The following is a 12,506-nucleotide window of genomic DNA, read 5'->3' as shown; positions in this document are numbered from 1 at the left end:
TAAAATGTAAAAGCAAAAAAATAAAGATGCCACCTTTGCATTGGAAAGGAAAAGAAATGTTTAAAGATAATTTGATAAAAATATTTGAAAGAGATTTGGAAAAGTTAATCTCGGAAATTCAACTTTTTGAAATAGAAGAAAATTTATGGATTGTTATGGGCGACATTAAAAACTCAGCCGGAAATTTAGCTTTACATCTTTGCGGAAATTTAAAACATTTTATTGGATTTAGACTTGGTGGTTTTGAATACACAAGAGAAAGAGACAAAGAATTTTCACTAAAAAATATTTCTAAAAATGAAATAATCCAAAACATAAATGAAACAAAAAAAATTGTATTACAAACTCTAAATGATTTTGATGAATCAAGATTTTCTGAAATTTATACGGAAAAAATTTCTCTTGGTGATGTTGAGATTGGACATTTTTTACTTCACTTAATAACACATCTTAATTATCATTTAGGACAAATAAATTATCTTAGAAGATTTCAACTAAACTAAAATTAATAATGTCGGAATACACTTTAACTCAAATAAACATTTTCCCGGTAAAATCTTTATCGGGAATTTCTTTGCAAGAATCATTAGTAGAAGAAAGAGGATTGAAATTTGATAGAAGATGGATGCTTGTCGATTCCGAGAATATGTTTATTACGCAACGACTTTTTCCTAAAATGATTTTTATTGATGTTAAAATTGAAAATGAAGATTTAGTTTTTAACCATAAAAGAAAAAACTTAGAACTATTAAAAATTTCCCTAAGAGTTTTTCCGGATAACAAAATTAAAGTTCAGGTTTGGGAAGATTTTTGTGATTCTGTTGAATATGAAAAAATTGTAAACGATTGGTTTAGCGAAGCACTGGATTTTAATTGTAAATTGGTTTACATGCCCGATTTATTTGAACGAAAAACATCAACGAAATATTTTCCGGAAAGTAAAAATGTAAGTTTTGCAGACGGATATCCGTTTTTAATAATTGGAGAAGAGTCTTTAAAATTATTAAATGAAAAATTATCAAATCCAATTTCCATGAATCAATTTAGAACCAATTTCGTTTTTTCCGGCGGAAATCCCCATGATGAAGATAATTGGAAAAATATTAAAATTGGTAATCTAAATTTCACAGTTGTTAAACCTTGTGCAAGATGCGTAATTACAACAATAGATCAGCAAAGCGGAAATAAAAGTAAAGAACCTTTAAATACTTTAAATACTTACAGAAATTTTAATAATAAAATTATGTTCGGACAAAATGTAATTTGTCACAATGAGGGAATTATAAAAGTCGGTGAAACGATTTCATTCGAATAAAATTGACAATTTTATATAATGAATATTTTCTCAGTAAAATAGATAAACACATCTAGATTTTAATAAAAAATGTAAAAATTTTACTTTCACATTGCATCAATTAAATTATAGTAATATTTTCTATTCCAATTATTCTCTCAGTTAATAATTACAATAATTCAAAAATAGGATAATTATGAATACGCAAAAAAAATACTTACTTGATGAAAAAGAAATTCCAACACATTGGTATAATATTCAAGCCGATATGCCCAACCCAATGTTGCCGCCGCTTCATCCGGGAACATTGCAGCCGGTTGGTCCGCAAGATTTGGCTCCGTTGTTTCCAATGGAATTAATAAAACAAGAAGTTACAAGAGAAAGATGGATTGAAATTCCAGAAGAAGTAAGAGATGTTTATAAAGAATGGCGTGTAACCCCTTTGGTTAGAGCAATAGGGTTAGAAAAATTATTGGATACGCCAGCAAAAATTTATTATAAATATGAAGGTGTTAGTCCGGCTGGTTCTCACAAACCAAATACTGCGGTTGCCCAAGCATATTATAATAAAATGGAAGGTGTGAAAAAAATTACAACAGAAACCGGTGCGGGTCAATGGGGAAGTGCACTTGCGTATGCTTGTCAAAAATTTGGAATTGATCTTGAAGTTTATATGGTGAAAATTAGTTATGAACAAAAACCATATAGAAAATTATTGATGAATACATGGGGAGCAAAAGTTTTTGCATCTCCAACAAATTTTACAGATTCCGGAAATAAAATATTAGCCGAAGATCCAAATTCTCCGGGAAGTTTAGGAATTGCAATTTCCGAAGCTGTTGAAAGAGCCGCAAAAGATCCCGAGACTAAATATTCATTAGGAAGTGTATTAAATCATGTTCTTCTTCACCAAACAGTAATTGGATTAGAAGCACTAAAACAAATGGAATTGGCAAATGATTATCCCGATATAGTAATTGCTCCATTAGGCGGGGGATCAAATTTTGCCGGTTTGTCTTTTCCTTTTGTTCATCATAATATTGTAGATGGAAAAACCACAAGATGTATTGCTGTGGAACCGGCTTCTTGTCCCAAATTAACAAAAGGAGAATTCCGTTATGATTTTGGTGATTCGGTTGGATTAACGCCGCTAATTCCGATGTTTACATTGGGACACAATTTTGTTCCGGCACCAATTCACGCCGGAGGTTTAAGGTATCACGGTGCAAGTGCATTGGTAAGTCAACTTTTAAAAGATAAATTAGTTGAAGCTTTGGCAATTCAGCAATTAGAATGTTTTGATGCCGGAGTTAAATTTGCAAATGCAGAAGGAATTGTTCCGGCTCCGGAAGCAACACATGGAATTGCAGCCGTTATTCGCGAAGCAAATAAAGCAAAAGAAGAAGGAAAATCAAAAACAATATTATTTAATTTATGCGGGCACGGACATTTTGATATGAGTTCTTATCAAGATTATTTTGAAGGAAAACTTATTGATCATTATTTTACGGAAGAAGAACTTCATTCGGGATTAAAAAATTTGAACACACCAACAATTTAAAATCAGAAAGAGAGATAATATGAAAATACTTAAAATAATTTTCAAAATTCTTCTTGTAATTATTGTTCTGTTTCTAGTAGTAGCATTGTTTCTTCCATCGGAATATAAAGTTGAACGAAACATTGAAATAAACAAACCAGCATCTGTTGTTTTTAATTATGTTTCTGATTTTAATAATTTCAGAGATTGGAATCCGTGGAGCCCGTTTGAACCCGCTCATAAAGTTGAAGTTACCGGAGATTCTGCAACAGTTGGTCAAAAATATTATTGGGAAGGAGAAATTATCGGTTCCGGACAAATGGTTTTTACCGAATTAAAACCTTTTGATTTAATTAAAGCCGATATTGAATTTTTAACTCCGCAACAAGGAAAAGGAATTGTTGATTTCGTATTTGAAGCAAACGGAAACTCCACAAAATTCAGTTGGGCAATTATCGGAGAAGCAGATTATCCCGTTGGAAGATACATGGGATTAATGATGGATAGTTTTCTTGGTACAAATTTTGAAGAAGGTGCAAAAACTCTTAAAGAAAAATGTGAGGCTTTGTAATTATTTACTTAACCATCCAGTCTTTACCGCCACTGTCCAAACAGTGGCGTATTTACAACCGTCATCAAGTGGTCGATGACTACAATTAATTCTTTTGTAGCCGCGACTTTCAAGTTGCGGTAATTTTCTCAAGCTAAAGCTTGATGCTACATTTTATTTGGTAAATTTTAGGTCAAAACTAATTTTTAAATAAATTAGACCAACAAAAAAATATATAATTTATTGTTTAAACAATTTTTGTCTGGCTTAAATAAACTGGGTTATTTATTCAATAAAGATTTATTTTTAAAAGTTGATTTTCAAAATAATTATCGTTCAAATTATTCATGCATAAAAAATTTTTACTTCCCTCTTCTATTTTCATTTTACTTATCGTTTTGTTTATTATCTTAAAAGATAAACTCTATACCAAAGAAAATAATAACGAAATTTTAAGAAATAAATTAACCAAAGAGCAAATACTTAAATCGAAAGAAATACATAAATATTTTAAACATAGAAATGAAGTTAACGGTTTTAACGGAAATGTTCTTTTTGCAGAAAATGGAAATATCGTTTATGAAAATTCTTTCGGTTACGCAGATATTAGATCAAAAACAAAAAATAATCTTAACACAAAATTTCAAATTGCATCGGTTTCCAAACCATTTACTGCTTATGCAATAATGCTGCTCAAACAAAGAAATGAATTAAGTCTTGAAGATTCCATTCAGCAATATTTTCCAGAATTTCCATACAAAGGAATTACAATAAAATTATTGCTAATTCATAAATCTGGTTTGCCAGAATATTTTTATTTTGCAGATAAATTGTGGGAAGACAAAAAAACACCAATTACAAATACGGATGTTATTGATTTAATGGTAGAAAAATTTCCCAACAGATATTATTTGCCCGATAAAAAATATAATTATGTGAATACAAATTATTGTTTACTTGCCGCAATTGTTGAAAAAATCACTGGAGATAATTTTATTGATTTTATGCAAGAAGAAGTCTTTGATGCACTCCAAATGAAAAACACTTTTATTTATAATGCGGTAAATTTAGTTGAACAGAATAATATTGCAACCGGTTACGAAAAAGAAAATATTAAAGCGCAAGAAACATTTTTAAACGGAGTTGTTGGTGATAAAGGGGTTTACACAACGGTTGAAGATTTATTAAAATTTGATAGAGCTTTATACAATGGTAATCCGGTTGAAGATAAAATATTAAAAGAAGCATTTCAACCAATGCACACAAGACTTTTGATAAATGATAATTACGGATTAGGCTGGAGAATAAACGCAGAAGATTCTACAAATAAAATTGTTTATCATACCGGATGGTGGAAAGGATTTCGCTCATATTTTATTAGAGAATTGGGAAAGAAAAAAACAATTATTGTGTTGAGTAATCTCCCGAATAAAGCTAAATTTGGAACAAAAGACTTAATTCAATTATTTAATTAACCATGATAAATTTTGATTCTGTAATAAGTTTTTTATTAGGCGTAAGTCTTGCCGCAGCTGTTGGCTTTAGAATTTTTGTTCCACTGCTGATTATGAGCATTGCATCATTGCTTGGTTATTTAAATATTTCTTCCGGATTTGAATGGATTGGAACAATTCCAGCATTAATAATTTTTGGCGCTGCCACACTTTTTGAAATTGCCGGATATTACATTCCTTTCATTGATAATTTTTTAGATACAATTTCTTCACCCGCGGCTGTAATTGCCGGATCAATTGTAATGGCGTCATCAATTGTTGAATTAGATCCGTTAATTAAATGGGTTCTTGCCATTGTTGCCGGAGGCGGCGCTGCCGGATTGGTTCAAAGTTTAACAACAATTACACGCGGAGCTTCATCGGTAACAACTGGTGGAATTGGCAATCATATTGTTTCAACAACCGAAGCGGGAGCTTCCTTTGGAATTTCAATTCTCGCAATTTTATTTCCAATTTTTATTGGCATTTTAATCATTCTTTTTCTATTGTGGACTGTTAAAAAAGTTTACAACAAATTACTTAAACCAAGTTCAAACTAATCTTAAAAAGATTAAGAAATATTTAAAAATTTGTAAAGGATAATATGAAGAAATTATTACACTTCACTTTTTCTAATTTTATATTTGTTCAAATACTAATCTCGCAAACAATTACTGGGATTGTTAATGATTCAACGATTGGTGTTTCGTTTGAAATTCCTGAAAGCTGGAAAGGTCAAAAAATCCCTCAAGGATATATTTTTGTTTCTGATGTTGATAAAGGATTTGTTTTAATTACTCCTCACAATTTTAATAGTGTTGATGAAATTGTTGAAAATGCAAAAATGGGAATTACTGAAAACAATGGAACATATCTTACTCTTACGGATAATTTAGAAATAAAAGAAAATTTTGCTTCCGCAATATTTGAAGGATTTTTAGAAGGACAAGCCGCAACGGCATTTGCTAAAAGTTTATTATCACCATTTGGTGGAGGAATTTCTGTATTTGCTTTTGTTGAATCAGAAAGTTTTTCTGAAAATTATAAAATTGTTGTTAATCAAATTTGCGAAAGTATAAACTTTTCCGAACGTGTTAAATCATCATTGGCAGATGAATGGAAACAAGCATTAAACAATTGCAGATTAACATATATGAATAGTTATAACAGCGGTTTTGGCAGCGGCGGAATTCAAGATAAAATAATGATTGATTTATGTGCCCAAGGATATTTTAATTATTATGATGAAAGTCAAGTTGTTATGAGCACAGAAGATGTAAGCGGATATTCTGCTGGTGAAAAAAATGGTTCGGGAAATTGGGACGTTATTCAAAATGGTGAACAGATAATTTTAAAGCTTAATTTTGCTGATGGAAAAGTACATGATTATGTTTTAACATTTGACGGAGAAAAAACTTTTCTAAACGGAAATAGATACTTTAGAACTTACCAAGATAGCACTGTTGAAGGAACCCAACCGAATTGTTTTTGATAAAAAAATAGAACGCAGATTATTATGATTTTTTATGATTTTAATCATCGTAATCCGCGTTCCATTCTATAGTTATAACCATCAGAAAAATAAATAATTCTTGTTTGTCATGCTGAATTCATTTCAGCATCAATATTTCTGCTTCTTTCTACAAACTAGATTCCGAAATAAATTCGGAATGACACCCATGAAGCATTCTCATCCAGTGAGAATGCTTCAGATTTCCGTCCGCAATATGATGGATCACTGGAATTACATTTTAAATTTTTAAGAATTATTCTTTATTTATTATTCATTGCTTCTACAGCGGCAATTGCTGATAAATTAATTATATCATCAACTGTTACATCTCTTTGTAAAACATGAACCGGTTTTTTCATTCCCATTAAAATTGGTCCGATAACTATTGATTCAGTTAATCTATCAAGAAGTTTGTATGCAATATTTCCCGAATCAAGATTTGGGAAAATTAAAACATTTGCTCCGCCTTTAATTTTTGCAAATGGAAATTCATTTTCTAAAATTTCAGGAACAACAGCTGTATCTGCTTGCATTTCGCCATCGATTATTATATCAGGTCGTAATTCATTTACAATTTTTACGGCATCTCTTACTTTTGTTGATTCTGGGTAATGAGTGCTTCCGAAATTACTAAATGAGAGCATCGCAACAACAGGTTGAATATCAAATTGTTTTGCCGTATCTGCAGCACTGATTGCAATTTCCGCAAGCTGTTCAGCATTAGGATTTACATTAACGGTTGTATCTGCCAAGAAATATACTTTACGATTTATTATAACAATATATAAACCGGAGACAACTTTTATTCCTTTTTTAACACCAATTGTTTCTAAAGCTGGTTTTATTGTTGTGGGATAACTATGTCCCAATCCGCCAATTAATGCATGGGCATCTCCCATTAAAACAAGCATTGAGCCTAAATAATTAGGGAGTTTCATTAATTCCTTTGCTTCGTTTAATGTTACGCCCTTTCGTTGTCTAAGCTTATAAAATTCATTTGCATAGTCATCATGTTTGGCAAAATTATTTGGATCAACTATTTCAAATTTATTTTTATTGTACCCAAGTTCATCTAATTTTTGTTCAATAATTTGTTTGTTCCCAATCAAAATAGGAATGCTGATATTATCATTAAGAGCAGAATTTGCAGCGCGGATAATTTTTTCTTCTTCACCTTCTGCATAAACAATTTTTCTTGGATTTTTTTGTGCTTTGTGAATCATCATTCTAATTATTTCAGTTGAATATCCAAGACGTTCTTTCAATTGCTCTTCATATTTTATCCAATCCTCAATTTTAATGCGCGCAACATCAGTTTCCATTGCAGCTTTTGCAACCGCTGGTGCCACTTTCCACAATACTCTTGCATCAAAAGGTTTGGGAATTATATACTCTTTTCCAAATTCAAAATCAGTTCCTCCATAAGCACGAATAACAGCATCCGGAACTTTTTCTTTTGCTAATGATGCCAATGCTTTTGTTGCTGCCATTTTCATTTCTTCATTAATTGCGCTCGCTCTTACATCCAAAGCACCTCTGAAAATAAATGGAAATCCCAAAACATTATTTACTTGGTTTGGATAATCGCTTCTTCCTGTTGCCATAATTATATCTGTTCTTACAGAGACTGCATCCTCATATGTAATTTCAGGATCGGGATTTGCCATAGCAAACACAATAGGATTTGGTGCCATTGATTTTACCATTTCCTTTGAAACCACATTTGCTTTTGACAGTCCGATAAATACATCAGCATTTTTCATTCCGTCTTCCAAAGTAGGAAAATGAACATCTTGTGCAAATTCCATTTTCTGGGAATTTAAATCGGTTCTACCTTTGTGAATATGACCTTTTGAATCGAACATTGCAATATTTTCAACCTTTACTCCGGCTCTAATGTAAAGTTTGCAGCACGAAACTGCTGCAGCTCCGGCACCAGAAACAACTAATCGCAAATCTTCAAGTTTTTTATTAGCTAATTCAGCGGCATTTATTAACGCAGCACAAGAAATTATTGCAGTTCCGTGTTGATCATCATGAAAAACGGGTATGTTCATTGTACGTTTTAATTCTTCTTCAATTTCAAAACACTCGGGAGCTTTAATATCTTCCAGATTAATTCCGCCAAAAGTCGGTTCCAATAATTGAACTGCTCTAATTACTTCTTTAGGATCTTTTGTTTTTAACTCAATATCAAAAACATCAATATCAGCAAATCTTTTAAACAAAACTCCTTTTCCTTCCATAACCGGTTTTCCGGCTTCCGGACCAATATCACCCAATCCCAAAACCGCTGTTCCATTACTTACAACAGCAACCAAATTTCCCTTTGCGGTATACTGATAAACATCTTCGGGTTTTTTCTCAATTTCTCTACATGGCTCGGCAACTCCCGGTGTGTATGCTAAAGACAAGTCTCTTGCAGTAAAGCAAGGTTTAGAAGCAATAACTTCAATTTTTCCTTTTCGTCCTTCTGAATGATATTTAAGTGCTTCTTCTTTTGTTACGCTCATGGTTAATACTCCTTTTTTACATCCCAACTAAAATTATTTTTAACATAAATTTTTATTGATTAATTTAATTACGATATCAAAGTCATATTTTTTTGTGACAGAAATATAAGTTTTAAAATATTGATTTATAGTATAAAATTTCGTTGGAACACTTTGGATTTGATATTTGCCTTCAAAGTTATTTGCGTGACAAATATTTAATATGGTTAGAATATTTTTCGTAACAGCTCTTAGATGTGAAAATCTAAATATTCATATCAAAAATAAGGACTTTTTTCATACATTACTATTTTTATTATTAAATATTACCATGGGAAACTTCTTAATTATTTAAAAATTAAAAAAATTGTCATTTCGAATCTTTTAATTATTGGACTCTTCAGAATGATCAGCGCTTCTAATTTCTTAGAGGGTTTCTTTAGGGAAGTTAAAAATTATTTACTTTTTAAATTTTACAGTAAAAGTAGAACCTTCGTTTTTTATACTTTTTACAGATATTTCTGCATTATTTAACTCGCAATATTTTCTTACTAATGTTAATCCTAATCCGGTTCCTTCAAACTTTCTTGTATAGCCGGTTTCTTCTTGAGAAAACGGATCGAATAATTCATTTAAATATTTCTCGCTCATTCCAACACCGGAATCTATAACTTCAACAAAAATTTCTTTTTGTTCATTTTTGATTGCTACAATTCTTACAAAACCGCTATTTGTATATTTTATTGCATTATGTATAAGGTTTGCAAAAATTTGTGTTAAAGAATATTGATCAACAAAAAGGTTTAAGTTAGCATGATTTTTTTCTAAAGTAAGATCAAGGTTTTTCTTTAATGCGGATTGTTTAAATTCTGCAACAAGATCTTCTAGAATTGTTACTAAATTTAATTTTGTAGGATTTAAAATTAAACTTCCGGATTGAATTTGTGATACGTTTAATATTAAATCAATTGTTCTGATTAATCTTCTTCCGCCATTTTCAATTATTTTAAATGAATCTTTAAGATCTTCATCCAACTGATTTTCTAAACTATCTCTAACTAAAGATGCAAAACTTAAAATTGTATTTACCGGAGTTCTAATTTCATGAGACATTTGCGCTAAAAAATCTGATTTTAATTTATTTGATCTTTCTGCTTGTTCTTTAGATTCAACAATTTCTTTTACATATTTTTGTCTTTCAATTTCTTGAGAACCCCGCAAAGCAAAAATTTCTAGAACCGATTTTGTAAATTCTACATTACGAATTTCACCTTGCTGAAGAATTACTATTATTCCAATTATTTTATTTTTAGTATCAACTAAAGGTCTTCCCATATAACTTTTGATATTGAGACTTTTTAAAAATTCATCATTAGGAAAATCTTTTTGAACATCTGTAATTAATGTTGTTACATTTCTTTCTAAAACATATTTACTCGGTGAATTTTCCAACTTATAACTAAAATTATCCACAAGTTTATTTTTTTGCCAAGAAGCTAGAGAATCTGCAGTTTTAAAATCTTCCGAAATTTTAGCGATAAATGCAAAATCAACTTTTAATGTTTCACCTAAAAAGCTAACTAAAGATCTGAAGAAAGTTTCACCGATTGATGTTGAAATTCCTTCCGCAATTTGTTTAAGAGCATTTTGTAATTTTTTGCTTTCTGTTATATCTTTTTGAATTCCCCAGATATTTAACAAAAACCCATCTTTTATAATTCCTATTGAATTATTTAAATGACTTAACTGTTCATCACTTGCAGAAATTTTTATAGTTTCACTATCTATTGTTTTGTAATCAGATTTAATAAAATCCAAATAATAATTAATTATTTGTTCTGTAATTTTATTGCCGTAAAACACATTGAGATTTTTTCCAACAATATCTTTATAAGTATTTTGGTCATACATTTTTGCAAACGAATCATTGCACTCGCCAATATTTCCGCATTTTAAGATTTGTTCAACTTGTTCATTTTCAGATAAACTTATATTAATTGGCGGATCAAAATCAATTCTGTAAATTCCTTCAGAACTTCTTGAAATAAAATCGCGGTAACGTAATTCGCTTTCAGTTAATTTATCAACAATTTGTTTTTTCCAAATTGCAGAACTTACATTTTCAGAAATTATTTTAAGTAATTCTAAATCAGTTTCATTATATGCATTTTCATTGTAATAATTTTGAACCACAATTACACCAACTGCAAGATTATCTACAATTAACGGAACGCCAAGCCAAACGGGACAATTACTGCCAACCACACCTTTTATTTCACCTTCGTTTTCCAAAATGGTTTGCATTTTACTATTTACAAGAACTGCTTTCTTTTTTCTTCTAACGTAATCTGTTAAACTGTCTTTTAACTCAAGTTGAGTAAGTTCATCATAATTATCAAATTCATCAACAAAATACGGAAAATGATAAGCGTCGGAATTTTTATCATATAATGCAACGTAGAAATTTGTAGTATCAAGAATAGAGGCAAGTTCTTCTCTAACCTTTTTTAAAAATTCTTTTAGATTATAAACTTCATTTACGGCTTGCGAAATATTTAAAATTGCTGTCTGAAGTTTTTCTTTTTTAATTATTTCAGAAATATCTAAAAGTTGAGCAATGGTTTTAATTTTACCAGAAAAATTTACAATCGATGAACTTAATTTTACATTTCGTTCTTCACCATCATTTCTTAGTAATTTTATTTCATACTCGGAAGGAACATCAATTCCCATCTGTCTTTTTTTATATCTTTCGGAAACCAATTCAACCGAATCTTTTGATAATATTTTTCTAAAATCTGTTCCGATTAATTTATCTTTTGTTGAATGAAGAATTTTACAAAATTGATCATTTACATATTCGAATTTATAATCCATATCAATAATTACAATTCCCAAATGAGAATTTTCTACTATTGATCTAAATTTTTCTTCTGATTGTTTAATCTCTTCGGCAAATCGTTTACTTTGTGTTATATCCTTAAAATTCAGTAATATTTTAATTTTTCCATCAGAATTAATAATTTTTGTTTTTCTTATCTCTAAAATTTTCTCTTGATCATTTTTGGTGAAAATTGGAACTTCAATTGCAGAATCGAGAAGTTTATCTTTTGCATCGTAAATGAATTCATTTAAAAATGTAGATAATTTTGCAGTATTAAAAAATTTGCTAAAATCTTGATTTAAAATTGAATCTATTGGTAAACCGGTAAGTTCAAAAATTTGGTTATTGGCATATTCAACCTTAAATTTTTCATCAATAACAATTATTCCGTCATGGGAATTTTCAACAATAAGCTTGTTAAGTTCATTTATATTAAATGATGTGGAAAACGGAGGAAGTTCATTTTCTTTCTCTGCTTTGCTCACAGAAATTGGTATTAATTCATTTTTATCTATTTTTTTAAGTAACATTTAAGTTTTCTACTTTTTAAAGTAACAATAGCATAAATTTAGTTTATTATCGCAATATTTATAGAAATTCTTAGAAAAACTACTTTTTAATAACATTTGAAAAATTACACAGTATTGTAAATCATAATGTTTGTCATTTTGAACCGGACTGCCGTCCGGCAAGTTTTATTTCAAAATCTAATTTTCTTGATGCTGAAACAAGCTTGCCTA

Annotated in this window: 9 protein-coding genes; 7 read left to right on the top strand and 2 right to left on the bottom strand. The window is 30.0% G+C overall.

Annotation, left to right across the window (positions count from 1 at the left end; translation table 11 throughout):
- The first annotated feature begins 56 nt into the window (after window positions 1-56).
- From IPM32_04630 to IPM32_04600, 7 genes are all read left to right on the top strand, one after another.
- Window positions 57-503 carry a DinB family protein gene (locus tag IPM32_04630; GenBank protein ID MBK8944540.1) on the top strand — a complete coding sequence of 149 codons (447 nt, stop codon included), beginning with the start codon at window positions 57-59 and terminating at the stop codon, window positions 501-503.
- Window positions 504-511: 8 nt separating this feature from the next.
- Window positions 512-1,315: an MOSC domain-containing protein gene (locus IPM32_04625; protein MBK8944539.1), complete on the top strand. Its 804-nt coding sequence runs from the start codon at window positions 512-514 to the stop codon at window positions 1,313-1,315.
- A gap of 175 nt (window positions 1,316-1,490) precedes the next feature.
- Window positions 1,491-2,855 carry a TrpB-like pyridoxal phosphate-dependent enzyme gene (locus tag IPM32_04620; protein ID MBK8944538.1) on the top strand — a complete coding sequence of 455 codons (1,365 nt, stop codon included), beginning with the start codon at window positions 1,491-1,493 and terminating at the stop codon, window positions 2,853-2,855.
- 19 nt (window positions 2,856-2,874) lie between these two features.
- Window positions 2,875-3,405: an SRPBCC family protein gene (locus IPM32_04615; GenBank protein ID MBK8944537.1), complete on the top strand. Its 531-nt coding sequence runs from the start codon at window positions 2,875-2,877 to the stop codon at window positions 3,403-3,405.
- Between the two features lie 326 nt (window positions 3,406-3,731).
- Window positions 3,732-4,859 (top strand): beta-lactamase family protein, encoded by a 1,128-nt coding sequence (locus tag IPM32_04610; GenBank protein MBK8944536.1) that lies wholly within the window; start codon window positions 3,732-3,734, stop codon window positions 4,857-4,859.
- 2 nt (window positions 4,860-4,861) lie between these two features.
- On the top strand, window positions 4,862-5,437 hold the full coding sequence (locus tag IPM32_04605; protein MBK8944535.1) for a DUF4126 domain-containing protein: 576 nt from the start codon (window positions 4,862-4,864) through the stop codon (window positions 5,435-5,437).
- 44 nt (window positions 5,438-5,481) lie between these two features.
- A complete protein-coding gene (locus IPM32_04600) occupies window positions 5,482-6,369 on the top strand; it encodes a hypothetical protein (GenBank protein ID MBK8944534.1) in 888 nt (295 codons plus the stop codon).
- A 281-nt stretch (window positions 6,370-6,650) separates the two neighbouring features.
- Here IPM32_04600 and IPM32_04595 read toward each other — a convergent pair whose 3' ends face one another.
- On the bottom strand, window positions 6,651-8,903 hold the full coding sequence (locus IPM32_04595; protein MBK8944533.1) for an NADP-dependent malic enzyme: 2,253 nt from the start codon (window positions 8,901-8,903) through the stop codon (window positions 6,651-6,653).
- A 438-nt stretch (window positions 8,904-9,341) separates the two neighbouring features.
- Window positions 9,342-12,296, bottom strand: coding sequence for a PAS domain S-box protein (locus IPM32_04590; GenBank protein ID MBK8944532.1), 2,955 nt, complete (start codon window positions 12,294-12,296; stop codon window positions 9,342-9,344).
- Between the last annotated feature and the right edge of the window lie 210 nt (window positions 12,297-12,506).

The organism is Ignavibacteriota bacterium, from assembly GCA_016716225.1.
GTDB lineage: Bacteria > Bacteroidota > Ignavibacteria > Ignavibacteriales > Melioribacteraceae.
This window is presented reverse-complemented; position numbering and strand designations above follow the sequence as displayed.

Excerpts from the sequence above, each read along its gene's own strand:
- IPM32_04630 (MBK8944540.1), top strand. The coding sequence starts at position 57 with ATGTTTAAAGATAATTTGATAAAAATATTTGAAAGAGATTTGGAAAAG.
- IPM32_04625 (MBK8944539.1), top strand. The coding sequence starts at position 512 with ATGTCGGAATACACTTTAACTCAAATAAACATTTTCCCGGTAAAATCT.
- IPM32_04620 (MBK8944538.1), top strand. The coding sequence starts at position 1,491 with ATGAATACGCAAAAAAAATACTTACTTGATGAAAAAGAAATTCCAACA.
- IPM32_04615 (MBK8944537.1), top strand. The coding sequence starts at position 2,875 with ATGAAAATACTTAAAATAATTTTCAAAATTCTTCTTGTAATTATTGTT.
- IPM32_04610 (MBK8944536.1), top strand. The coding sequence starts at position 3,732 with ATGCATAAAAAATTTTTACTTCCCTCTTCTATTTTCATTTTACTTATC.
- IPM32_04605 (MBK8944535.1), top strand. The coding sequence starts at position 4,862 with ATGATAAATTTTGATTCTGTAATAAGTTTTTTATTAGGCGTAAGTCTT.
- IPM32_04600 (MBK8944534.1), top strand. The coding sequence starts at position 5,482 with ATGAAGAAATTATTACACTTCACTTTTTCTAATTTTATATTTGTTCAA.
- IPM32_04595 (MBK8944533.1), bottom strand. The coding sequence starts at position 8,903 with ATGAGCGTAACAAAAGAAGAAGCACTTAAATATCATTCAGAAGGACGA.
- IPM32_04590 (MBK8944532.1), bottom strand. The coding sequence starts at position 12,296 with ATGTTACTTAAAAAAATAGATAAAAATGAATTAATACCAATTTCTGTG.